The sequence below is a fragment of the Clostridium sp. CM036 genome, assembly GCF_055081135.1.
The window spans coordinates 2,722,501-2,746,527 of the sequence record NZ_CM143652.1 but is presented as its reverse complement, the minus strand read 5'-3'; the positions used below and the strand labels follow the sequence as shown (position 1 = coordinate 2,746,527).

General features: G+C 31.0%; 21 protein-coding genes, 7 tRNA genes, 1 other RNA gene and 1 pseudogene (1 of these 30 only partly in view). 27 read left to right on the top strand and 3 right to left on the bottom strand.

The features are described from left to right. Positions 1-151 precede the first annotated feature (151 nt). The 10 genes and pseudogenes from ACWJKE_RS12870 to ACWJKE_RS12825 all read left to right on the top strand — a co-directional run bounded on the left by ACWJKE_RS12870 (position 152) and on the right by ACWJKE_RS12825 (position 7,083). Positions 152-2,368, top strand: a complete 2,217-nt coding sequence (locus tag ACWJKE_RS12870) for a hybrid sensor histidine kinase/response regulator (RefSeq protein WP_216304408.1) — start codon at positions 152-154, stop codon at positions 2,366-2,368. 172 nt (positions 2,369-2,540) lie between these two features. Further along, complete coding sequence (locus ACWJKE_RS12865) at positions 2,541-3,938, top strand: FAD-dependent oxidoreductase (RefSeq protein WP_462958860.1); 1,398 nt, start codon at positions 2,541-2,543, stop codon at positions 3,936-3,938. 40 nt (positions 3,939-3,978) lie between these two features. Continuing rightward, a pseudogene (locus ACWJKE_RS12860) lies at positions 3,979-4,215 on the top strand (DUF1667 domain-containing protein); the annotation flags it as partial. A 50-nt stretch (positions 4,216-4,265) separates the two neighbouring features. After that, positions 4,266-5,549 (top strand): serine--tRNA ligase, encoded by a 1,284-nt coding sequence (gene serS / locus ACWJKE_RS12855; protein WP_216304411.1) that lies wholly within the window; start codon positions 4,266-4,268, stop codon positions 5,547-5,549. Between the two features lie 167 nt (positions 5,550-5,716). Next, positions 5,717-5,807 (top strand) — tRNA-Ser (locus ACWJKE_RS12850). Between the two features lie 27 nt (positions 5,808-5,834). Next, positions 5,835-5,925 (top strand) — tRNA-Ser (locus ACWJKE_RS12845). 124 nt (positions 5,926-6,049) lie between these two features. Further along, a tRNA-Ser gene (locus ACWJKE_RS12840) sits at positions 6,050-6,140 on the top strand. Between the two features lie 27 nt (positions 6,141-6,167). Beyond that, positions 6,168-6,258, top strand: a tRNA-Ser gene (locus ACWJKE_RS12835). A 169-nt stretch (positions 6,259-6,427) separates the two neighbouring features. Further along, positions 6,428-6,955: a GNAT family N-acetyltransferase gene (locus ACWJKE_RS12830; RefSeq protein ID WP_216304412.1), complete on the top strand. Its 528-nt coding sequence runs from the start codon at positions 6,428-6,430 to the stop codon at positions 6,953-6,955. Positions 6,956-7,006: 51 nt separating this feature from the next. Beyond that, a tRNA-Arg gene (locus ACWJKE_RS12825) sits at positions 7,007-7,083 on the top strand. Positions 7,084-7,333: 250 nt separating this feature from the next. Here ACWJKE_RS12825 and ACWJKE_RS12820 read toward each other — a convergent pair. The 3 genes from ACWJKE_RS12820 to ACWJKE_RS12810 form a co-directional block, all read right to left on the bottom strand. Then, entirely contained in the window at positions 7,334-8,218 is an 885-nt protein-coding gene (locus tag ACWJKE_RS12820; RefSeq protein ID WP_462958859.1) for a phosphatidylserine decarboxylase, read from the bottom strand. A gap of 27 nt (positions 8,219-8,245) precedes the next feature. Next, a complete protein-coding gene (locus ACWJKE_RS12815; RefSeq protein WP_165414905.1) occupies positions 8,246-9,847 on the bottom strand; it encodes an ABC1 kinase family protein in 1,602 nt (533 codons plus the stop codon). Between the two features lie 70 nt (positions 9,848-9,917). Further along, a complete protein-coding gene (locus ACWJKE_RS12810; RefSeq protein WP_216304414.1) occupies positions 9,918-10,232 on the bottom strand; it encodes a phasin family protein in 315 nt (104 codons plus the stop codon). A gap of 182 nt (positions 10,233-10,414) precedes the next feature. Here ACWJKE_RS12810 and ACWJKE_RS12805 point away from each other — a divergent pair. From ACWJKE_RS12805 to ACWJKE_RS12725, 17 genes are all read left to right on the top strand, one after another. After that, positions 10,415-10,491: transfer RNA gene (locus ACWJKE_RS12805), tRNA-Arg, on the top strand. A 91-nt stretch (positions 10,492-10,582) separates the two neighbouring features. After that, the gene (locus ACWJKE_RS12800) at positions 10,583-11,023 is read left to right on the top strand and encodes a nucleoside deaminase (protein WP_220287564.1); all 441 of its coding nucleotides are present in this window, start codon (positions 10,583-10,585) and stop codon (positions 11,021-11,023) included. A 20-nt stretch (positions 11,024-11,043) separates the two neighbouring features. Continuing rightward, complete coding sequence (locus ACWJKE_RS12795; protein ID WP_220287561.1) at positions 11,044-11,274, top strand: (2Fe-2S)-binding protein; 231 nt, start codon at positions 11,044-11,046, stop codon at positions 11,272-11,274. A 238-nt stretch (positions 11,275-11,512) separates the two neighbouring features. After that, positions 11,513-12,274, top strand: coding sequence for a DeoR/GlpR family DNA-binding transcription regulator (locus ACWJKE_RS12790; RefSeq protein ID WP_216304568.1), 762 nt, complete (start codon positions 11,513-11,515; stop codon positions 12,272-12,274). A 14-nt stretch (positions 12,275-12,288) separates the two neighbouring features. Further along, entirely contained in the window at positions 12,289-13,218 is a 930-nt protein-coding gene (gene pfkB / locus ACWJKE_RS12785) for a 1-phosphofructokinase (RefSeq protein ID WP_216304569.1), read from the top strand. A gap of 15 nt (positions 13,219-13,233) precedes the next feature. Continuing rightward, on the top strand, positions 13,234-13,680 hold the full coding sequence (locus tag ACWJKE_RS12780) for a PTS sugar transporter subunit IIA (RefSeq protein WP_165414897.1): 447 nt from the start codon (positions 13,234-13,236) through the stop codon (positions 13,678-13,680). A 33-nt stretch (positions 13,681-13,713) separates the two neighbouring features. After that, positions 13,714-15,084 carry a PTS fructose transporter subunit IIC gene (locus ACWJKE_RS12775; RefSeq protein ID WP_258876463.1) on the top strand — a complete coding sequence of 457 codons (1,371 nt, stop codon included), beginning with the start codon at positions 13,714-13,716 and terminating at the stop codon, positions 15,082-15,084. 102 nt (positions 15,085-15,186) lie between these two features. After that, positions 15,187-15,453 (top strand): HPr family phosphocarrier protein, encoded by a 267-nt coding sequence (locus tag ACWJKE_RS12770; RefSeq protein WP_165414899.1) that lies wholly within the window; start codon positions 15,187-15,189, stop codon positions 15,451-15,453. A gap of 93 nt (positions 15,454-15,546) precedes the next feature. Next, a complete protein-coding gene (ptsP, locus tag ACWJKE_RS12765; protein WP_220287559.1) occupies positions 15,547-17,256 on the top strand; it encodes a phosphoenolpyruvate--protein phosphotransferase in 1,710 nt (569 codons plus the stop codon). 279 nt (positions 17,257-17,535) lie between these two features. Further along, positions 17,536-18,303, top strand: a complete 768-nt coding sequence (lgt, locus tag ACWJKE_RS12760; protein ID WP_220287557.1) for a prolipoprotein diacylglyceryl transferase — start codon at positions 17,536-17,538, stop codon at positions 18,301-18,303. A 208-nt stretch (positions 18,304-18,511) separates the two neighbouring features. Continuing rightward, a tRNA-Ser gene (locus ACWJKE_RS12755) sits at positions 18,512-18,601 on the top strand. A 10-nt stretch (positions 18,602-18,611) separates the two neighbouring features. Continuing rightward, positions 18,612-18,877, top strand: an RNA gene (ffs, locus tag ACWJKE_RS12750) — signal recognition particle sRNA large type. 462 nt (positions 18,878-19,339) lie between these two features. Next, positions 19,340-20,749 (top strand): group II intron reverse transcriptase/maturase, encoded by a 1,410-nt coding sequence (gene ltrA / locus ACWJKE_RS12745; protein WP_462952630.1) that lies wholly within the window; start codon positions 19,340-19,342, stop codon positions 20,747-20,749. A 300-nt stretch (positions 20,750-21,049) separates the two neighbouring features. Then, positions 21,050-22,663 (top strand): DNA polymerase III subunit gamma/tau, encoded by a 1,614-nt coding sequence (gene dnaX / locus ACWJKE_RS12740; protein WP_220287849.1) that lies wholly within the window; start codon positions 21,050-21,052, stop codon positions 22,661-22,663. A gap of 227 nt (positions 22,664-22,890) precedes the next feature. Then, entirely contained in the window at positions 22,891-23,229 is a 339-nt protein-coding gene (locus ACWJKE_RS12735) for a YbaB/EbfC family nucleoid-associated protein (RefSeq protein WP_165414974.1), read from the top strand. 42 nt (positions 23,230-23,271) lie between these two features. After that, entirely contained in the window at positions 23,272-23,868 is a 597-nt protein-coding gene (gene recR, locus ACWJKE_RS12730) for a recombination mediator RecR (protein WP_165414975.1), read from the top strand. 60 nt (positions 23,869-23,928) lie between these two features. After that, positions 23,929-24,027, top strand: partial view of a DUF2508 family protein gene (locus ACWJKE_RS12725; protein WP_216304594.1) — the 5' end (the start) only. The gene runs 183 nt beyond the window's last position; 99 of the gene's 282 nt are visible here — the first part of the coding sequence; its start codon is at positions 23,929-23,931; the stop codon falls past the right edge of the window.

Sequence of the window (24,027 nt, the reverse complement as noted above, 5' to 3'; positions counted from 1 at the left end):
GTTGTATGTCCTTACTTTTATAGTATAATTTGTTTTGCGTTATGTAAAAATATATAGAGTGAGATAAATATTGTATAAAACAAAGGAATTTGAAATAAAATGTCGAATAAGTTTATATATATAAGAGTGTAAGGGGTATGGGGGTTATGTTATGAAATATACAAATAATAATTTGTATAAGGCTGGTAAAAATTCATTGTGTATAGGTACAGATTCTTTAAATATTAATAATTTACCTAAAGTAATAATAAAAAATATTTCAGATGCTCTTATAAACGGAGAAAAAATAATATTTTTTACAGATGATATATTCTATAAAAATATTGAAAAAAACTTTGATGGTGATGAAGACTTCATAAGGCATAATATAAATGAAGGTATCTTTAAAATAAAAACGTATAATATTGATACTTTTGATTATGACTATAGAGAGTTTTTAGATATTATTTTTGTTGTTAGACAAAAATTGAGAATAGTATGGGATTTTAAAAATGTAATTAGAAGAGTTGGAAAAGTAGATGTTTTAATTAAATGTGTTCAAAAAATAATAGAGTGTTCAAAAGATAATATTTCTAATATGATATACATTAACAATAATGTATATAACTTCAATGAATTGCATAGATTTAGCAATTTATTTCAAACATTAATTATTATAGATAGAAATAAAGAAATGGAATTTAAAAATAAGGGTGAAATAGAAAAAGCAATTTGGATGCTTCAGTCTAATTCACAACTAAAATATCAGAATAAAAATTTAGTTTTATTTAATGATATTTTTTCAGATATACCCCAAAATACAGATGAAAATGAATTCAGAGAAATCGTAATGAATAAAATTAAGGCTGTATGTGATGTAGATTTTTGTATTTTACATAGTTCAGTTAAAGAGCAAAAAAATGCGATAGAATTGGGTAATTATTATGGGATCACTAAAAAACATAAATATTATTTGATTAAGGATATAAAAACGATCCATTATATTAATAGCTTCAATGAAATGGTATTAAATAGTAATGGAGATTCATTATTAAATTTAAGTGAAATAGAGGACTCAGAATTAGTAGAAAAATTCAAGTTATTAGGCATAGTAAGCTATATGGCTATTAATGTAGAATATTATGATAGTTCTAAGGGTGTAATATGTATAGGAAGATATAAAAATAATAGAGAGCTATCTAAAAATAACATAGAACATTTAAAATCAATATGTAAAACTGCATTTTATTTAATACAGGATCAAAAAAGATTTTCTGATATGCGAAATAGACTAATACAAAACGAAAAACTGAGAGCTATGGGAGAAATGGCTGCGGGAATAACTCATGATATAAATAATATACTTACACCAATTGTAGGCTCTGTTCAACTTTTAAAGGATAAAACTAAGGAAAAAGAAAATTTGAAGTTGATTAGCATTATAGAAATATGTGCGTATGATGGAATCAATATTACTAATAAGGTTAAAAAATTAACCCAAAAATGTAATGGAAAAGATAATGATTTTGAAATTTTTAGTGTAGATAATGTAATTTCAGATGCAATAGATTTAACTAAAAGTAAATGGCTAACAGGAAGTAGTTTTAAAGGAATAAAAATAAGCATAATTAAATCATTAAAATCTAATGAGGAGATGCAAGGAAATATAACAGAAATAAGAGAGGTATTTATAAATATAATAGTAAATGCTATAGATGCTATGCCAAAAGGTGGTAAAATAGAATTCATTACTAAAAATAAAGCTAATATGGCTATTATAGAAATAAGAGATAGTGGAATGGGAATGAAAAAAGAGATTCAAAAAAGAATATTTGAACCGTTTTTTACAACAAAAGGTAATGATGGCTCAGGGCTTGGATTAAGTATCTCTTATAATATAATACTTTCACATAAAGGGAGCATGGAAATTGAAAGCAAACAAAATGTAGGAACTTCTTTTATTATTAAATTACCCCTATGTGAAAAAATAACTAAAAGTGATGACGTAGGATTAAGGGATGTAATTGATTTTGAAGGCAACATTCTTGTTATCGATGATCAGGAGCAAATAAGAAATGTTGTTGCTAGTATGATAAAATCAATTGTTAAATGTAAAACAAAGGCTTGTGGATGTGAAAATTTAGACTCAGAGTTACAAAGGAGAAAATATGATATAATTGTATGTGATTTTACCATGCCGAGTATTAATGGGTTTCAAGTTGCTGAAAAAGTTAAAAAAATAAACAATCAGACATATTTTTGCTTAATGACAGGTTGGGTGGGATCTTTTGAAGGTCAAGATATGAATAATGTTGATTTCATTTTAAATAAACCTATAAATAAAGAAAGTTTAAAAAAAATGCTTTCTTGTTATAGTATAAGAGATTGAATATCCATCAAATAACAATTACGTCTAAAATACGGGCGAAAAGAAGAATGGATGACTGTTCTTCTTTTTTAGTGAAATTAGGAAAAAATTTAACATATTGAGTCACATGTTTAAAAAAGGATATAATAATAATGTAAATTAAAACAGTTTTGTTTTATGCTGGAGGGTTACGATGGACTATGATGTACTTATTTTGGGCGGAGGAATAATTGGATGTGCAGTTGCTTATGAGATCTCAAAATATAATCTTAATATAGCTGTTATTGAAAAAGACTATGATATAGCGGATGATGTAGCATTAATAAACACTGCTATGATATATAATGGTATTGAAAGTGAAGATGTTTTAACTGCAAAGCTTGAACGTATGGGTAATAAAATGATGGATACTATAAGTGCTAAATTTAATGTTCCCTTTAAAAGGTGCGGTTCCTTAATAATTGCTCAAACTGATGAAGAGGTTGAAATAATCAAAAAAATATATAATAGAGCAATAGAGCGAGGCACGAAGGACGTATTTATTTTAGACCCAGAATACATATATGAAATGGAACAAAACTTAAATATAGATGTTAAAAAAGCGTTATATTCTAAAAATACGGGGGTAATTTGTCCATTTGATTTAGCATTATCTTATGGCGAAGTGGCATTTGATAATGGTGTAAAATTTAAATTAGAAGAAGAAGTAATAGATATTCAAGAAATATCAAAAGGATTTAGAGTTGTTACTAATAAAAATAAATTCACTTGCAAAATGGTAATAAATACAACACCTTCAGAAAATTACAGTATAGTAAATGAAAAAAAACTTCATGTAAATAATAATGAAGGAATATCAAAGTATATACTTTTAGACAATGATAAAAAAGCAAGATTTTCGCATGCATTATTTATGATTAATGTTAAAGGGGAAAGTATGTATACAATTCCAACTATGGAGGGCGATACTGTAGCTGCTTTTGATACAAAAAAGAATGTCAGTTATGATGAAATAGTAAATAGGGTATCCAAGATAACAAATGGTCTAGACGATATGGATGTTAAAATGTTTTTAGAATGGCCCTTTTTCGAAGAGCCTATGATAATTGATGATAGCGGTATAGATGATGGACTTATTCAGATTAAAGGAAAGCACTACGGTCAAGTTACTATGACACCTGCTATAGCAAGCATTGTATGTGAGAGTGTAGTGAGCAAGATGGAATGCAAGCTCAAAAAAGATTTCAATGATAAAAGGCGTGAGTACTATAAGTTTAGAGAATTGTGTGACGAGGAAAGAAAAAGTATTATTAAGATAGATAAAAAATATGGTAATATAATATGCGGATGTGAAAAAGTAACTGAAGGTGAAATAGTGGATGCTATAAGGAGACCTTTAGGTGCACGGACGGTAGAAGGAGTTAAAAGAAGAACCGGTGCTGCATTTGGAAATTGTCAAGGATCACATTGTTTAAACAAGATTGTTTCTATTTTAGCAAGAGAAACCAATAATAAAATGACAGAGATAGTTAAGGACTCAAAAAATTCTAATATTGTGTTATATAGAATAAAAGAATTTGATAGTATGTAGGAGATGATTTTATTTGAGCGAAAAAACTGATTGCAAATTTAATGAAACTAAAGCAATATTAACAACTTTAGTTAGAATAAAAGGATCTAAATTACGAAATGTAGTTCCAGTAAAAAGTAGTAAACCTATTAGTAAGAAGTTATGGATCGAATGCTCAAAAGCATTAAGCAGGATACATGTAGGTCCTCCTATAAAAATAGGGGATATAGTATGTAAAAACGTACTTAATACTGGAGTTGATATTATTTGCACAAAAAATATTGAAAGAAATACTTAATTAAAATTTTACAAGAATAAATAATTAATAATATTTAAGGAGGAATAGTCATGTTAGATTTGAAAAGAATAAGAAATAATCCAGAAGAAATAAAAAAATTAATGAAAAATAGAGGGGAAAATTTTGATTTATCAGTAATTGATGAAGTGGTATCTCTTGATAAAGCAAGAAGGGATATATTAGTTGAGGTTGAAGAATTAAAAAATAATAGGAACACTCAATCTGCGCTTATACCAAAGCTTAAGAAAAGTGGAGAAAATGTAGAAGAAATTATGTCCCAAATGAAAAAACTTTCAGATGAAATTAAAAATTTTGATATTGAGCTATATGAAGTAAATGAAAAAATTAAAAATATTATGTTAAGTATCCCAAACATACCGAGTGTAAATGTGCCAGAAGGGGATACCGAGGAAGATAATGTTGAAGTGAAAAAATGGGGAGAGCCTAAACATTTCAGCTATGCAGCTAAAGCGCATTGGGATTTGGGAACAGACAATGATATTTTAGATTTTGAAAGAGGCGCAAAGATTACGGGTTCAAGATTTACAGTATATAAAGGCCTCGGAGCAAGGCTTGAAAGAGCACTAATAAGTTATTTTTTAGATCTTCATGTGGATAACAATGGGTATACAGAAATACTGCCTCCATATATGGTTAATAGACAAAGTATGATCGGTACGGGTCAATTACCTAAGTTTGAAGAAGATGCTTTTAAAGTGGCTAATACAGACTATTTCTTAATACCGACAGCAGAGGTACCTGTTACAAATATTTATAGAGATGAGATATTAAGTGGTCAAGATCTTCCTATAAAGCATGTTGCGTATAGTGCTTGTTTTAGACAAGAAGCAGGTTCAGCAGGAAGGGATAGTAGAGGACTTATAAGGCAACATCAATTTAATAAAGTAGAACTTCTTAAATTCACAAAGCCTGAGGATTCATATGCAGAGCTTGAAAAGTTACTTATGGATGCAGAGTCAGTATTACAAGGACTTGAATTACCTTATAGAATAGTTAAGATATGTAAAGGCGATTTAGGATTTACAGCATCATTTAAATATGATATCGAGGTTTGGATGCCAAGCTACAACAAGTATGTTGAAATATCAAGCTGTAGTAATTTCGAGGATTTCCAAGCAAGGCGTGCCAACATTAAGTATAAAGATGATAAAAAGGATAAAGCTAATTATATTCATACACTAAATGGATCAGGGGTAGCTATTGGAAGAGCATTAGCTGCAGTACTTGAAAACTACCAGAATGAAGATGGATCAGTAACTATTCCAAATGTTTTAGTGAAGTATATGGGACAAAAAACATTAATTTCAAAATAAGTATTTAAATTATTAATTTATATCATAATAATAAATGAGCAACTTAAGTATTTAATATTAAGTTGTTTATTTATTATAGTATATGAAATTGAAGTTTATGGCATGAAATATAAATGTGTTGACAGGTGATGTTTATGCTGATATAATAAATCTTGTCGTTAAGATATGGAGGGATGGTCGAGTTGGTTTAAGGCACCGGTCTTGAAAACCGACGTACGTGAAAGCGTACCGTGGGTTCGAATCCCACTTCCTCCACCATTTTTTAACGACATAAAATTAAGCTATGGAGAAATACTCAAGTGGCTAAAGAGGTGCCCCTGCTAAGGGTATAGACTGGGAAACTGGTGCGAGGGTTCAAATCCCTCTTTCTCCACCAGCAACATCTAACGTTTGTTAGATGTTTTTTATTTTCACATAATATATTATGTTGGTAAATGTTTTCAAAAAAATATTGACAGGATATCAACATGCTGATATAATTAACCTTGTCGTTAAGATATGGAGGGATGGTCGAGTTGGTTTAAGGCACCGGTCTTGAAAACCGACGTACGTGAAAGCGTACCGTGGGTTCGAATCCCACTTCCTCCACCATTTTTTAACGACATAAAATTAAGCCATGGAGAAATACTCAAGTGGCTAAAGAGGTGCCCCTGCTAAGGGTATAGACTGGGAAACTGGTGCGAGGGTTCAAATCCCTCTTTCTCCACCAAAAGTATCTAACAATTGTTAGATACTTTTTTTACTTTATTGAATAACTACAAGGTGAATTATACGCCCACTAAAAAATCGTTATATTACAAAATAAGTAATTTGATTATTGAATTAAAAGTAAATAAAAGGTATAATTATAGTATTAAAATAATAAAGAAGGCTAAAATATGTTAAAAGGTAATAAAATATTATTGAGATGTGTAGAGAGACGAGATTTGAATATATTTTATGATATTTGGGCTGATGAAGAGGTTAGGAGACTTGATGGTAATTTTAGATTGCCTCCATCTAAAGAGGATATATTAAATAATTTTAATAAGTTTATTAATCTTGATAAGAAATATCTTAGCATTATAAATGGAAAAGGCGTAGTTGTAGGATATATAACGTTTAGAGAAATTAGTGAAAGTAAAAATGTATATGTATTAGGTATAACTGTAGGTCAAAACTTTTGGAATAGAGGATATGGGCAAGATTCTGTAAAGGTTTTGTTAAAATATTTATTCATGGATATTGCTGCGCATAGAGTAGAGCTCGAAGTACTAGATTTTAATTTAAGAGCAATTCAATGTTATAAAAAATGTGGGTTTATAGAAGAAGGAAAGAAGAGAAAGACTTGCTTTTCCTATGGGAATTATAGGGATGTAATTATTATGGGAATTCTTAGAGAAGATTTTGTAAATAAAAGTTTGTAAATAAATCTTTACTCTTAGCATATAATATGGTAATATAGTAATGATATATATGCGTTGGTAGCTCAGTTGGATAGAGTAGCTGGCTACGAACCAGTTGGTCGCAGGTTCGACTCCTGTCCGACGCACCATAAGAACCCAGTAACTGTAATAGTTACTGGGTTCTGTCGTTTTTTTTGAAGGTTGTATAAAATATAAAAATGAAGAATAATTCCATATGTGAACAGAGATGCTGCAAATGGTGTACCGTACACCCTTTGTTAATGGCTATATGGCACCAAAGAAAAAACTGCACCAGTTCCAATGACTAAGGATCTAAATGTGAAAAATCTAAATTTAAAGTTAAGAACTAATTATGCATAAAAAAATAGGACTGAAAAGTTATTTCAGTCCTATTTCTTCTCCCATTAATACAGAAGTTTCAAAACCTAATTGTGTTTGGTTTAGTAAATCCTCATGAATTTTTACGACATCTTTTTTTAAAAACAGGATTACAGTGGAACCACCGAATTTGAAGTACCCTTTTTCCTCTCCTTTTGTAATTTTGGCATCTGTACTATAACTTTGAAGAATTGAACCTACGCAAGTAGCACCAACCTCCATGCAAATAACATCACCAAAGTTATCTGAGTGAAAAATGCTCCATTCTCTTTTATTTTGACAAAATAATTTTTTTATATTTTTTAATGCTATAGGGTTTACAGAATAATAATGACCTTTGATTCTAGTTGTATCGCTACAGACACCATCATCAATAAAATGAAAGCGATGATAATCAGTTGGGCATAATCTAAAGATTAAGCAGGTACCTCCATCGTACAAATTGTATACTTCATTATCTTGGAGTAGTTCTTTAAGCGAATAAGTAAAGCCTTTTACTTGGACTAAATCATTCAAGTTAATATTATCGTAAGCCAAAATTTTGCCGTCACAAGGCGAGATTAAAGCATTATTATTTTTATCAATTATTCGGGCACTTGTATTTAAAGGTCTTATAAAAAAATCATTAAAAGACGAATACTCATTATAAGTCTTAGTGTATAAAGACATATCAATATCAAAATCTTTAATAAAATCTTTGATTTTTCTAGAACTTATTTTTGTGTCGCAGTAATAACCATATAATTTTGAAAATAGCTTTTTCTTAAGTAATAACTCAACTAGTCCTTTTCCAGAAGGAGAGGAATAAGACCAATTTAAATACTTTTCACCAGCGACCTTTTCAATTTCATATTTATTTTGTTTTCTATTGTAATACTTAATCATAAAAATACCTCGTTTTTATAGTTTATGTTATAATTTGCCGGATTTTATTATAGAGATTAATAACCAAAAGCCCATAAATGCCGCAGCCAAAAAACCAGTTATACCAATAAGTGATATGTTATATATTTTAGGCCCTATATTAGAATTTAAAATTGTACAAGATCCTATAATCATTGAAGAAATAATAAGGCCAAAAACTAATCGGTTTATACCTTTATTTAATTCATTTATAGGAGCGTTTAAATTTTTATGTTCTAATTGAAGTTTAGCTCTTCCCGTTATTAGACTTTCAGATAATTCTATAATTTTTGATGGAAGTTTAAATGAATCTTTTATAAATGAATATGTATAAATAAGTAAAGTATTAGAATCTAGATTTTTTAATAAAGAAAATTTATTATTATCCTTTACATAAGGGATAGCTATATCTATTATTTTTATATCAGGAGCGATACTTGCTATTACACCTTCTAAAATTACAAGAGCTCTTATTAGAAGTGTAAAATCACGAGGTAGACGAATATTGTTTTGTTTAGCTATATTAAAGATTTCAGAGAGCATAACGGAAATCTGAATGTTGTTTAAAGAAACTGAAAGATAATTTACAATTAGATAATCTAAGTCTTCATATAGTTTATTTCTATCTACATAGCCCTTTTTTATTCCTATAGATAAAAGAGATGAAATCATTTTATTTATGTCATTAAGAACAACAGCTGATATCATATCATTTAGTGTTGATTTCAATGAATTCGAGAGACTCCCCATAATTCCAAAGTCAATAAAACAAATTTTACCTTCGCATATAAATATATTTCCGGGGTGTGGATCTCCGTGAAAAAAGCCATCTTGTAGAACTTGTTTTAAGTAAGATAAAGCTAATTTCTTACCTAAATCATCAAGATCATAATGAAAAGTTAGGAGCTTTTTCATATCATCTACTTTAAAGCCATAAATTCTTTCCATAGTTAAAACCCTAGTACTAGATAAATCTTGAACCACGTAAGGTACATATAAAAATGCAACATCTTTGTTGAGATTTTTAAAGTTATTTATATTTTTAACTTCATTGTTAAAATCAAGCTCAAGTTCAGTTGCTAAAAGTATTTCATGTAAGGCTTCTTCAGGGTCGATTGGTGAATCAGAGAATTTTGTTTTTGTGAATTTTATTATACGAACGAGTATAGAAATATCTAATTTCATCTTTTTTGCAATATCTGGTCTTTGTATTTTAACTACTACATCCCTACCATCCTTTAAGGTAGCCTTATGCACTTGAGAAATAGATGCAGAGGCTAAAGGTTCTTCGTAAAACTTTTGAAAACACTCAGTTGTTGATTTTCCAAATTGATCAAAGAATACTTTTTTTATGGTTTCAATGTTTTCTGGAAGTACGCTATCTTGGAGCTTTGACAGTTCTACTATATAAGCTGAGGGTAATAAATCTGGTCTAGTACTCAATATTTGGCCAATCTTTATAAAAGTAGGGCCAAGCTCTTCAAAGGCTTTCCTTAAATTTTCAGGGAGTTTATTTTGTTTGTTAAATTTAGAGTCTATAATATATCCAAAGCCATAAGAGCCAAGAACTTTAATAATTGTTCTAAATCGATTAACAGAATTACGTCGCATTTTATACCTCACTTAAAAATAAAAGACCTGAAAGAATAGCAGGACTTTCATTTGACTTTCATTTGTGAATTTATGGCTGAAGGGTTTCTAAATTTGATAATCTTTTATTCAAAGTTTCAATATCTTCTTTAGTTGCAAAGCTCATTTCTGAAAGGAGTAATAACATATCTTCTTTTGTCAAAGGCTTTTCTTCTTCTGTAAAAACTTTAGATTCTTCTTTTTTTCCTTTTACGGTTCTTTTTAGTTCTTCAGATAAATTCTTACCCTCTTCTAAGGTTAATTTACCCTTTTGTACAAAATCATCTATTAGATTTGTAGCTTTTTCATAAGTATATGCTGCAGATCCTAGTCCAGCGAGGAAAAAATTTTTTATATCATTATTCAATTAGAACACCTCCAGTTAATAGTATATAGTATACAGTATATACTATTAACTGTATTAAAATTCTAATAATAAATAAACACTATAAGATTTTTAATAATTAATATAAAATTTGTGTTTTAATTTATCTATAGGTTGACATACTTATAAAAGTGTAATATTATGGTTAGGTAGAAATAAAATATGCACCCGTAGCTCAGCTGGATAGAGCGTCCCCCTCCTAAGGGGAAGGTCGGAGGTTCGACTCCTCTCGTGTGCACCAAAAACTAGTAAAGTAATACTTTGCTAGTTTTTTTATTTACCGGGAAATAAAAATTATTAAAAATAATTATTTATATAACAAAGGGGTTTAAATGAAAAAACATTTTATTAATGAATCATTAAAAGAAGCCAAAAGATCATTATTATTAGGGGAAGTACCTGTAGGTGCAGTTATAGTTAAAGACAATGTAATAATTGCTAGGGCGCACAACCTCAGAGAAACGCTTCAAGATGCTACGGCCCATGCAGAAGTTTTAGCTATAAAAAAAGCCTGTGAAGTAATAGGAAGTTGGAGATTAACTGGATGTGATATGTATGTAACGTTAGAACCATGCCCTATGTGTGCAGGTGCTATATTACAGTCTAGGATAAGCAAATTATATATAGGCATCTTTGATCCTAGCGTAGGGGCTTGTGGGTCAGTTATAAATGTTCTTCAAAATGATGATTTAAATCACTGGACAGAAATAAATTGGTTATACACCGAGGAATGTGGTAATTTATTGACTGATTTTTTTAAAGATAAAAGATAGTGGAAAAGGAGGAAAACATCATGGAACAGAATATAAACAATGAAATAATGGATAAAATTACAAAAACATGTTTATGTAAGGCAATACCGAGGTCTACAATAAAAAAAGCTATACAAAATGGTGCAAGAACTGTAGAGGAAGTTCAAAAAGCTACAGGGGCGGGAACAGGCGGATGCAATGGGCATAGATGTACTCCTAAAATTGAGGAGATACTAAAACAAGAATTAGAGAAAGAACAAAATAACGCATAATAGGCGAAAAACTATATAGCTCGATATAATGAAAGCGAAGCCAAAGGGTTTCGTTTTTGTTTTTGAAGGATATTTTTATTCATAGTCTAGAATTATAAAATTTAAATTTAAAATAGTTTATATAGCTTGACAACGTTATCATAATATATTAAAATGAACACAAGCGAAAGCAAATGAAACAAATACGAATACAAACGTACATTGTTATCCCAAATATGATAAAAGGAAGATTGAAATTATGTTTGCTGAAGAAAGAAAATCAAAAATATTAGATAGTTTAAATAAGTATGGAAAAGTAAAAGTATGCGATTTATCGCAGCTATATGAAGTGTCAGAAGTTACAATTAGACGTGATCTTCAAGAATTGGAAGAAGATGAACTTATAAAAAGAGTACATGGGGGGGCTATACTAAACCGCAATACTAAATTTGAACCCACTTTTTCAGAAAAAGTAGATAAGTTTTATGATGAAAAAGAATCTGTTGGAAAGATTGCTGCATCAATGATAGTAGATGGAGATACAATAGCAATAGATGCAGGGACGACTACTCTTAGTATTGCTAAGTATATAACAGCTAAAGATATAACGGTTTTAACAAATTCTGTAGATGTAGCCTATGAACTTTCTAAAAAGCGAGATGTAGAGGTGATTGTTACTGGAGGTACATTGCGATGGGAAACGAGAGCTATGGTAGGACCAGTATCAGATAATACACTTAAAAATTTCAGAGTAGATAAAGCATTTATGGGGTCTAATGGTGTATGCATTATTAATGGGCTAACTACTCCCAATATTATTGAAGCGAGCACAAAACAAGAAATGATAAAAATTGCAAAGCAAACTATATTATTATGTGACCATACTAAATTTGGTACAGTTTATTTTGCCAAAATCGTTGATTTAGATAGTGTTGATATAATAATAACGGATAATCAATTAGATAATGAATTATTAGAAAAGTTTGAAGAAAAAGGTGTACAAATTATGACAGCAAAATAAATGGCGGTGAAAAAATGATAATAACAGTGACTCTAAACCCAGCAATAGACAAAACTATTGAAATAGATGAATTTAAAATTGGTAGTGTTAATAGAATTGTGTCTACAAGAATTGATGCTGGAGGTAAAGGTATCAATGTATCTAAAGTTATTAAGGAATTACAACATAAAAGCTTAGCTTTAGGTTTTTTAGGTGGGAACAGTGGAAATCAAATAAAAGATTATTTAGATGATTTAAATATTAAAAATGAATTTTTATCTGTTAAAGGTGAAACTAGGACTAATTTAAAGATTTTTGATAAGATTAATAATACACATACAGATATAAACGAAAGTGGTCCTAGTTTAGTAGAAGAAGATATTACTAATGTAAAACAGAAAATCGTGGGATATTGCCAGGGAAATTTTCTAGTAGTTCTTTCAGGTAGCGTTCCAAGTGGAGTGCGCGGTGATATATACGGTGAAATAATTAAAGATATAAAAAGCAAGGGTGGCAAGGTTATATTGGACGCAGATGGCGATGTGTTAATGCAGGGAATTAAAGCTGGTCCATATATGGTAAAGCCAAATATTGATGAACTTGAAAAAGCTTTTGGTGTCAGCATTAATAGCGAAGATGAAATTATTGAAACTGCTAAAAAAATATTAGAGTATGGAGTAAAATATGTAGTGATCTCGAAAGGCTCAGAAGGATCTATATTCATAAGTCGTGATAAAGTTGCAAAAGTAAATGGTTTAAAGGTAGAAGTTAAAAGTACAGTAGGGGCTGGAGATTCTATGGTCGCAGCAATGGCTGTAGCAATTGAGAATAATTATAGCTTTGAAGAAACTATAAAGCTAGCATGTGCAACAAGTACAGCTAATGTAATGACTGAGGGAACACAAACAGGAAGATTTGCTGACATAGAGAAACTAAAAAAGCAAGTAACTATAAATTACCTATAGAAAGGATGATTATTAATGAATATAACTGAATTATTAAGTGTTAATCTAATTAAACTTGAACTTACTAGTAAAACAAAAGAGGCTGTAATAAATGAGATGGTAAAAATTTTAGATGAAAATGGTAAGTTACTAGATAAAGATAAATATCTACAAGCTGTAATAGATAGAGAAAAAGAATTTTCAACAGGTATAGGTATGGGAATAGCAATTCCCCATGGTAAAAGTAGTGGAGTTAAAGAGCCGGCATTGGTATTTGGACGAAGCACAGGCGGCATTGACTATAAGTCTATGGATGATGAGCTAGCTCATGTATTCTTTTTAATAGCTGTACCAGAAGAATCAAGTAATGAGCATTTAAAGATATTAAGCCAAATTTCTAGAAAATTGATGCATAAAGAATTAAGAGATAGTTTGATGAACGCTAGTAGCCCTGAAGAAATAATTACTTTACTAGAAAAATAAACATTAGCCAACAATTTAAAAGGAGGAGAGTTCATGAAATATGTAGCTATAACTTCGTGTCCAACAGGAATAGCGCACACCTATATGGCGGCTGAAGCTCTAAAAATGGCAGGAGAGGAAATGGGCATAGAGATTAAGGTGGAAACTCAAGGCTCGGTAGGTGCAGAAGACCAGTTGACGCAGGAAGATATAAAGGAAGCTAGAGTAGTAATAATTGCAGCAGATACTAACGTTTCAAAGGAACGTTTTTCAGGGAAAAGTATAATTGAAGTTGGGGTAAAAGATGCAATTAAAGACCCAAAGGGGCTTATACAAAGAGCGATAGATATAAAAGTAGAAAATAAAAAAGATTCAGAAAAAGTCAGTGATATTAAAGAAGAAAAAACTACTGAGAAAAAAGGTCCTTATAAGCACCTTATGACAGGGGTTTCTTATATGATTCCTTTCGTAGTAGCGGGGGGAATTCTAATTGCAATTTCATTTGCTTTTGGAATACTAGCGTTTAAAGAAGAAGGTAGTATTGCAGCAGCTTTAATGCAAATTGGTGGAGATTCAGCCATGGCACTTATGATTCCAATATTGGCAGGGTTTATAGCGTTCTCAATAGCGGATAGACCAGGTCTTGTACCAGGTATGGTTGGCGGTATGATTGCACTATCTTCAGGTGCAGGCTTTTTAGGGGGGATTATAGCAGGTTTCCTAGCGGGTTATACTATTGTTTTCTTAAAGAAAACAATAAAACTACCAAAATCATTAGCGGGCTTAATGCCGGTTTTAGTATTACCGGTTTTATCTTCATTGGTAGTAGGACTTGTAATGATATATGTTATAGGAAAACCTGTAGGTATAATAAATACCGGAATGGCTAGTTGGTTAAGTAATTTAAGTGGAGCAAACTCAGCTTTACTCGGAATTATTATTGGCTTAATGATGGCTATTGATATGGGTGGACCAATTAATAAGGCCGCTTATGCTTTTGGAGCAGGAACTATAGTTGCGGGCCAAACTTCTATGGTAATGGCAGCAGTAATGGCGGCAGGGATGACTCCTCCGCTAGGAATAGCTCTTGCAACAGTTATAGCAAAAAGAAAATTCACATTACAAGAAAGAGAAGCGGGGAAAGCTGCTTGGGCACTAGGGGCTGCATTTATAACAGAGGGTGCGATACCATTTGCTGCAGCAGACCCATTTAAAATGATACCGTCATTAATGGTGGGTTCAGCAACTACTGGATTACTATCTATGCTATTTAAAGCAGGGTTAGCAGTTCCTCATGGTGGAATATTCGTATTATTTATTCCTAATGCAGTTTCTAATCTAGGTGGATATATAGTATCCATAGTAGTTGGTACAATGGTAACAGCTCTTATGATTTTTTTATTAAAGAAGGATGCTGTTAAATAATTCAAAGTATTAATGGATTAAATCATTGTATTTATATGGGATATAGGGTAGCGTGTAAATTATAAAAATAAGTAAAATAAAAATTAAAAAGGGGATGTTTTTATGTACGAAGTTGAAATTGTGTTGATGAACGAGCAAGGGTTGCATGCTAGACCAGCGAGCATTGTTGCTAAAAAAGCATCAAAGTTTACTTCACATATAACTTTAATTAAGGATGAAGAAAAGTATAATGCAAAAAGTATAATAAATATATTAAGCATGGCAGCTACAAAAGGCGATAAACTCAAAATTGTTGCTAATGGAGACGATGAAGTTAAGGCTGTAGAGGAATTAAGAATAGTAATTGAAAAAGAAATTATAAACCTTTAAAAAAATCATATATAAAGTTAAATTCACTCCTAAGATAGTAAAGTATTTAAGATTGCTATAAGGAGTGAATTTAACTTATTAGGAGGTTATTTAATGAAAGGCATTGGAGTTTCGCCTGGAATAGTAATAGGAAAAGTAATATTAAAAGAAGAAAAGAAAATGATTATAGAGAAGAAAGAGATTTGGAGTTATGAAGAAGAAATTAAAAGATTTAAGACTGCTATGGAAAATAGTAAGAGTGAAATTCAGAATATATATAATAACGTATTGAAAAAATTAGGTGAAAAGGAAGCTAACATATTTGAAGCTCATTTAATGATATTAGAAGATCCAGAAATGCTTGACCAGATTGAGAAAAAAATTGAAGATGATAAAGTTAATGCTGAGTGGGCACTAAAAGAGGTTTCAGAAATGTTCATTTCTATGTTTGAAAATATGGATAATACATATATGAAAGAAAGAGCAGCAGACATCAAGGATGTAACAAGTAGACTTATGAAAAAATTGATGAACATTGAAGAGGTTAACTTTGAAGAATTAGCTAATGAGGTTATAATTGTAGCTCATGATTTAACTCCTTCAGACACATCACAGATAGATAAAAACAAGGTTTTAGGGTTTATAACGGAAATTGGTGGAGGAACTTCACACTCTGCTATAATGGCTAAGACTTTAGAAATACCAGCTATAGTAGCGGTAAAAGATATAACTAAGAAAGTAAAAAATGGAGATTTAATTGTTTTTGATGGCGAAGAGGGATTGATATATGTTAATCCAGAAGAAAAAATAGTTAATATTTATAAAGAGAAAAAAGCTGAATATAATAAAAATAAAGAAGAGTTAAACCTACTAATAGGGAAAAAAAGCATAACTACAGATGGAGTAAGAGTAGAATTGGCTGCTAATATAGGAACCCCAAAAGATTTAGAAAGTGTTATCAATAATGATTGTGAAGGGGTAGGCTTATTTAGATCTGAGTTTTTATATATGGATAGGGATTCAGCACCTACTGAAGAAGAACAATATGCAGTATACAAAGAAGTTGCAGAAAAAATGCAAAATAAACCTGTGGTTATTAGAACTTTAGATGTTGGTGGAGATAAGGAATTAGATTATTTGAAGTTACCGAAGGAAATGAATCCGTTCTTAGGATATAGAGCTATAAGAGTTTGCTTAGATAAGGTAGATATATTTAAAACGCAATTAAGAGCTATATTAAGAGCTAGTACCTTTGGAAATATTAAAATAATGTTTCCTATGATTTCTAGTATTGAAGAATTAAGAGCAGCAAAGGGTATTTTACAAGGAGTAAAAAATGATCTACAAAAGGAAAATATAGCATTTAATGAAAATTTAGAAGTTGGAATTATGATAGAGATACCTGCAGCAGCGATTATCTCTGATTTATTAGCTAAAGAGGTAGACTTTTTTAGTATAGGAACTAATGATCTTATTCAATATACAACTGCGGTAGATAGAATGAATGAAAAAATATCACATTTATATACTCCATTTCATCCAGCTTTACTAAGGCTCGTAAAAATGGTTATAGATAATGCTCATAAAGAAAATAAATGGGTTGGTATGTGTGGCGAAGTAGCAGGGAATCCTAAATTAGTACCTATTCTAATTGGAATGGGATTAGATGAATTTAGCATGAGTCCTATATCTATTTTAAGAGCAAGAGGAATTATTAGAAATATATCTCAAGGCGAAATGAGAAGTTTAGCGGAGCAAGTTGTTAACTTGCCAACAGCTGAAGAAGTTGAAGAATTCATAGAAAAAAGCATAAATGTAAAATAGTAAAACACGGCATATGAAAAAAATGGGTTAGTATAATGAGTTGTTATTTATTCTCATGTACTAGGATGTTTTTAAAATAAATAGAGAATTCTATAATATAGAGTTCTCTATTTATTTAAATTTTAAATATTTATCTTTACTTTTTTATCATAGTCATACACAATTGTTATGAGACTTATATAGAGAGTCAAGTTCAATTTAAAACTTGATTTTTTATTATCTGTATTAGTGGTTTTATGAACAAATGACGAAATATTAATATAAAAGGAGAGGTTACTTATGGAACCAATAGCTTTTAATATATTTGGACTCACAATTAGATGGTACGGTATTCTTATTTCGATAGGAATGATGGTTGGAATTATATTGGCAAATTACACTTGTAAGTTAAAAGATGTTGATTATGATGAATTTCTAAATATTGTACTAATATCTTTCCCGATAGCGATTATTGGAGCTAGAGCTTATTATGTTATTTTTGAATTTAATCAATATAAAGATAATTTAATAGAAGTGTTCAATACACGTCAAGGTGGGCTTGCTATCCATGGCGGGATTATATTTGGTATGATAGCAGCGTTAATATATACAAGATATAAAAAAGAGAATCTTTTAGAATTTGTAGATGTAGCAGCACCATCTATAATTATTGCACAGGCTATAGGCAGATGGGGGAATTTCTTTAATAGTGAAGCTCATGGTGGGCCGGTTACTCAAGGCTTTATAAGCAAATTCCCGGATTTTATACAAAATGGAATGTTAATAGAAGGAGTTTATTATCACCCAACGTTTCTTTATGAATCAGTATGGAATGTTATGGTAGGGTTATTGCTGATTTATTTATTAACAAAAACACTTAAGAGAGGAACGGTGTTTTTTAGCTATATAGGATTATATTCCTTAGGAAGATTCTTTATAGAAGGATTAAGAACTGATAGTTTAATGTTTGGAGATCTAAGGGTAGCACAGCTAATAAGCTTAGTAGGAATTGCTTTATGGGTTATATTTCTTGCTATAAACTGTAAGAGAAGGGATTCATGCCACTAATTTATAATAATCATTATAAATTATACAAATAATTATTTAAATATGTATATATATAAGTAGATTGAGAAATATAAGATAATACAATATTAATGATTAGAAAAAAATTCGAAAAATATTTTAGCAATTAACTATTGAAATTACTATTTATTAATAGTATAATTATTTATGTTGCACTACTTATGTGTATACAAAGATTAAAACAATTTATGGAGAGATGTCCGAGTGGCTTAAGGAGCATGCCTGGAAAGCGTGTGTAGGGGCGACTCTACCGAGGGTTCGAATCCCTCTTTTTCCACCAGTTTATATTTCCGTACTAGCCGGGGAGTTAGCGGTGCCCTGTAACCTGCAATCCGCTACAGCAGGGGTGAATTCCTCGCATAGGTTATAAAATGTGTGGTCTGCCCTATATAAGTGGTGTTGAGAACTTGGTCCCACGCAATGGAAATTCATGAACCCCGTGAGATCCGGAAGGAAGCAGCGGTAAGTGAAACCTTCCATGTGCCGTGGAGCAACCTGGTTTGAGCTAACTGTATAGGTAACGCGCATAGTTTATATATCGAAGCGAGGTGTACGGTTTACATAAAAAATATAAGATGCCTATAAAGGCATCTTTTTTATTGTGCGCCCGGCATGGGCGCAATCTAATGGGTGAAAGTCCCTAGCACGGGTTAATAGTGCCAAGTGCATAGCTTAAGACAAGGGTGTCCATCGTGAGATGGAATCTGAAGGAAGTTGGCGGCCAAACTCCGGTCTGACGAACAGAAACTACATATAAGGCATATGCTTGTGGGTAAGTTTGCAATACAAAACGAAGCCCAAAACTATTCGAAACAAGTGGTGTAAATGTAGCAGATAGATGGAGTGAAAGATTGCGTTCTTACCCGGGGAGATCTGATAGGTAAGTTGTGGATATGAATTTAGAAATAACAACCCATACAGTGATGTATGGCTGAACTATCAGAAGTCAGCAGACGTCATAGTACCATGCAAAACGCGTTAGCGTGGGAAGGACTGAACAATAGGAGGTTTTGGAATTTTGAAGGATACGAGAAAATATGATAAAAGCAGACAACTTCATAAAGAAGGCTCTCTACGAGAGAATAGAGTGGAACTCGAAGGTAATGTAGAAGTGCATAGTATTTCCTCTATGTCAGAAGAAGGAAGAAACGATGTGAATGAATATGATAATGGTTTACTCGAGCAGATATTATCGAGAGATAATATGAATAAAGCATATAAAAGAGTAAAAGCCAATAAAGGAAGTCATGGGATTGATGGTTTGACAGTAGATGAACTTCTACATTATCTAAAAGAGCATGGACAAGAATTAAGGCAATCATTATTAGAAAGTAGATATAGACCTCTAGCCGTAAGAAGGGTAGAAATACCAAAACCTGACGGTGGAATTAGGCTACTTGGAATACCTACTGTATTAGATAGAGTTATTCAACAAGCGATATCACAAACTCTAATACCAATATATGAAAAGAAATTTTCTGATAATAGTTACGGTTTTAGACCTTTAAGAAGTGGAAAACAAGCTGTTGAAAAATGTAGGGGATATATTAATGCTGGACATACATGGACGGTGAATATAGACCTTTCTAAATACTTTGATACGATAAATCATGATAAATTAATAAGGATACTATCGGAAGATATTAAAGATAGTAGAGTAATTTCTCTGATACGAAAGTATCTACAAAGTGGAGTGATGATAAATGGGGTATTTATGAATACAGAAGAAGGAGCACCTCAAGGCGGGCCTTTGTCCCCATTATTAAGTAACGTAATGTTACATGAACTCGATGTAGAACTAACAAAACGAGGACTAAACTTTTGTAGATATGCTGATGATGCGAATATATACGTCAAAAGTGAGAAATCAGCAAATAGAGTAATGAAGAGTATTACGAGATTTATTGAGGAAAAGTTAAAGCTTAGAGTGAATAAAGAAAAGAGTACAGTAGATAGACCTTGGAAACTTAAATTTTTAGGATTTTCATTTTACCGAGCAAAAGGTGAATACAGAATGAGAGTTCCTCAAAAACCTATAATCAAATTCAAAGCAAAGCTAAAAGAATTAACTTCAAGAAGTAATGCGATGAGCATGAAATATAGGTTTATGAAACTTAAGCAAGTGATAGTTGGATGGATAAATTATTTTGCTATTGCAGACATTAAAAGTATTCTTAAAACACTTGATGAATGGTTAAGGCGAAGAATTAGAATGTGTTTTTGGAAACAATGGAAAAAGATTAAAACAAAATATGGGAACCTTGTTAAATTAGGAATACCAAACAATAAAGCTTTGCAATATGCAAATACAAGGAAAGGCTATTGGAGAACATCCAATAGCCCTATATTAAACAAAACATTGACCAATAAATACCTTAAAAATATAGGATTAGTTTCTATATCTGAGACATATTTATTAAAACATTAATTTCTATTGAACCGCCGTGTACCGAACGGTATGCACGGTGGTGTGAGAGGTCGCTAAATAAATTAATTATTTAGCTCCTACTCGATTGTTTGAGAATTATAAATAAAATTTAAATTAATTGTTAAATATAAATTAGTCATGTGGAATATGATTTTATTTTTTATATAAATATAAACTAATATTTTGATTTAAATGATATAATTATTTAAATAAGAGAATACGGGATTTTAATAGTTAAGTTTACAAATCAATAAGGAATTGCGATAAAAACAAATACCATACTTAAAAGAGGTGAAATTTGTGGCGTATAAAGCTTTATATAGAGAATGGAGACCAAAAACTTTTCAAGATGTAGTAGGTCAGGAGCATGTGACTATAACTTTAAAAAATCAAATAAATAGCGAGCGGATAGCTCACGCATATCTTTTATGTGGCACAAGAGGAACGGGAAAAACTTCAACAGCTAAGATACTAGCGAAAGCGGTTAATTGCTTAAATTCGGATCATGGAGAGCCTTGCAATGAATGTGAAATGTGTAAGAAGATAAATGCAGGAACAGCGATAGATGTTACTGAGCTAGACGCAGCATCACACAATGGAGTAGATAATATTCGCGATATAATTGAGGATGTTCAGTATCCACCACAGGAAGCTAGGTATAAAGTTTATATTATAGATGAGGTTCATATGTTATCCATAGGGGCAGTTAATGCATTCTTAAAAACACTAGAGGAACCGCCGAGCCACATAATATTTATATTAGCCACAACTGATCCTCAAAAATTACCAATAACAATACTATCAAGATGCCAGAGATTTGACTTTAAAAGAATAAAAAGTGCAGATATATTTGAAAGACTTCGAAAAATTGTTGAGCAGCAAGGCATTTTTGTCGACGATAATAGTTTAAAATTAATATCAAGAATTTCTGATGGAGCAATGAGAGACGCCCTAAGCGTTCTAGACCAAGCCATATCAATGAATGACGGCAGGGTAGAATATGATAATGTTATAGATATGTTAGGACTTGTAACGTCTGAGAGTCTTATAAAACTTTCGGAAAGTGTAATAGATAGGAATATTGAAGGGGCAATAAAGGTCATAAATGAAATAGTTATTAGTGGTAAGGATATATATGTATTTATAAAAGATATGACCACTCATATGAGAAATCTTTTGATGGCTAAAGTAAGTGAAAATGTAGAGGATATTTTAGATATGTCCAGTGAAAATATATATATTTTAAAAAGGCAAGCAGCTAAAATTAGAGTAGAAGAGATTATGAGAAATATAAAGATACTTCAAGATGCGCAGGAACAAGCTAAATGGAGTAAGCAAAATAGAATTTATTTAGAGCTTGCAGTTATTAAAATGTGCAAAATAGAGTATGACACATCAAAAGAAGTACTATTATCTAGAATAAACAAATTAGAGGAAATAATTAAACAAGGAAAGATAACTGTAGCATGTGAAAGTGTAACTCCTAGAGTTTCCGAAAAGAGTAGTCCCTTAAAAGGTAAAACAAATAAAAAAACAGAAATAAGACCAGTACAAAAGCATAATGCTAACTCTAATTTAACCGTCGACATTGTAAAAAAATCTTTTAAGGATATTTTAGATATGTTTAAAGCACGAAGACATATGGTTATATATGCGTCTTTAATGACAGGAGAAATTGTGTCATGCGATGGAGGTGTAATAGAACTAGGTTACGAAAAGCAATATGCCTTTAATAAAATTAGATTAGAGAAAGAGGATAATAGGAATATAATAGAAGAAATATTTTCTGAATCACTAAAAGAACCAGTAAAAATAAAATATACTATAGAATCTGATGAAATACAGGCTAGATCACCTGAGGATATACTAAAAGAAACATTTGGAGAAGATCTTGTGGAAGTACTAGATGAATAAAGTCTAGGATCCTAGAATAAATGCATATTATTAATAAAAAATATTTATTTATTTAATGGAAATTATTATAGGTATTAGTATATAATAATATAGAAAGTTATAATGGATTAGCAATATGTTTCCTTTTAGATTATAAACTTTTAAATTAAATTTTAGTAGTTGCAAATCTAGAGGAGATAAATATTATAATATTAACTTGAATAACTAATATATAGGAGGTAACTATTATGGCAAAAGGTGGATTTCCAGGTATGGGTGGAAATATGAATAGTTTAATGAAGCAAGCTCAAAAATTTCAAAAACAAATGGAAGATATGCAAAAAGACTTAGGAGACAAGAAATTTGAATCATCTGTTGGCGGTGGAGCGGTAACCGCGATAGCTAACGGAAAGAGACAACTTGTTGAAGTGAAGATAAAACCAGAAGTAGTAGATCCAGATGATATTGAAATGCTAGAAGATTTAATTATGAGTGCTTGTAATGAAGCTCTAAAGAAAGCAGAAGATGAATCAAGTAATGAAATGGGTAAATTAACAGGTGGAATGAACATGCCAGGAATGTTCTAATAAACAGTAGCTTAAAAACTACATTGTTATGAGGTGACTAGATTGGATTTATATCCAGTAGCAATAGAAAAACTTATAGAAGAATTTGCCAAATTGCCTGGTATAGGGCGAAAAACAGCTCAGAGGCTGGCTTTATTTGTTCTAAATCTTCCAAAGGAAGAAGTAGAAGAGTTTGCTCATGCACTGGTAGAAGCTAGAGGGACCGTAAAATACTGTTCTATATGCGGAAGTTTTACAGATACAAACCCTTGCGCAATTTGTTCTAACCCTAATAGGGATAAGAGCACCATATGTGTAGTTGAAGATCCAAAAGATATTATGACTATGGAAAAAGTAAGGGAATTTAATGGGGTTTATCATGTTCTTCATGGGACAATATCGCCTATGTCAGGAAGGGGCCCTGAAGATATAAAATTAAGAGAACTGATAAGAAGGATTAATGGAGAAGTTAGCGAAGTAATAGTAGCAACGAATCCCAACATAGAGGGGGAAGCTACAGCTATGTATATATCTAAAATATTAAAACCTTTAGGCGCAAAAGTCACAAGGATTGCACATGGTATCCCCGTTGGTGGAGATTTAGAATATATAGATGAAGTAACCCTTTCTAAAGCTTTAGAAGGAAGAAAAGAAATATAGAATATTACTCCTGTTTTATGTCAAGAATTTAGAGAAGATATAAAATGGGAGGTTTTTATTATGAATAGAAAAAAAATAATTGAAATATTATTTTCAACTTTAAAATATACACAGGAACAAAAGGATATTATTATCCAATTAGAAGAAGCCAAACTTGAG

Excerpts from the sequence above, each read along its gene's own strand:
- ACWJKE_RS12870 (WP_216304408.1), top strand. The coding sequence starts at position 152 with ATGAAATATACAAATAATAATTTGTATAAGGCTGGTAAAAATTCATTG.
- ACWJKE_RS12865 (WP_462958860.1), top strand. The coding sequence starts at position 2,541 with ATGGACTATGATGTACTTATTTTGGGCGGAGGAATAATTGGATGTGCA.
- serS (WP_216304411.1), top strand. The coding sequence starts at position 4,266 with ATGTTAGATTTGAAAAGAATAAGAAATAATCCAGAAGAAATAAAAAAA.
- ACWJKE_RS12830 (WP_216304412.1), top strand. The coding sequence starts at position 6,428 with ATGTTAAAAGGTAATAAAATATTATTGAGATGTGTAGAGAGACGAGAT.
- ACWJKE_RS12820 (WP_462958859.1), bottom strand. The coding sequence starts at position 8,218 with ATGATTAAGTATTACAATAGAAAACAAAATAAATATGAAATTGAAAAG.
- ACWJKE_RS12815 (WP_165414905.1), bottom strand. The coding sequence starts at position 9,847 with ATGCGACGTAATTCTGTTAATCGATTTAGAACAATTATTAAAGTTCTT.
- ACWJKE_RS12800 (WP_220287564.1), top strand. The coding sequence starts at position 10,583 with ATGAAAAAACATTTTATTAATGAATCATTAAAAGAAGCCAAAAGATCA.
- ACWJKE_RS12795 (WP_220287561.1), top strand. The coding sequence starts at position 11,044 with ATGGAACAGAATATAAACAATGAAATAATGGATAAAATTACAAAAACA.
- ACWJKE_RS12790 (WP_216304568.1), top strand. The coding sequence starts at position 11,513 with ATGTTTGCTGAAGAAAGAAAATCAAAAATATTAGATAGTTTAAATAAG.
- pfkB (WP_216304569.1), top strand. The coding sequence starts at position 12,289 with ATGATAATAACAGTGACTCTAAACCCAGCAATAGACAAAACTATTGAA.
- ACWJKE_RS12780 (WP_165414897.1), top strand. The coding sequence starts at position 13,234 with ATGAATATAACTGAATTATTAAGTGTTAATCTAATTAAACTTGAACTT.
- ACWJKE_RS12775 (WP_258876463.1), top strand. The coding sequence starts at position 13,714 with ATGAAATATGTAGCTATAACTTCGTGTCCAACAGGAATAGCGCACACC.
- ACWJKE_RS12770 (WP_165414899.1), top strand. The coding sequence starts at position 15,187 with ATGTACGAAGTTGAAATTGTGTTGATGAACGAGCAAGGGTTGCATGCT.
- ptsP (WP_220287559.1), top strand. The coding sequence starts at position 15,547 with ATGAAAGGCATTGGAGTTTCGCCTGGAATAGTAATAGGAAAAGTAATA.
- lgt (WP_220287557.1), top strand. The coding sequence starts at position 17,536 with ATGGAACCAATAGCTTTTAATATATTTGGACTCACAATTAGATGGTAC.
- ACWJKE_RS12735 (WP_165414974.1), top strand. The coding sequence starts at position 22,891 with ATGGCAAAAGGTGGATTTCCAGGTATGGGTGGAAATATGAATAGTTTA.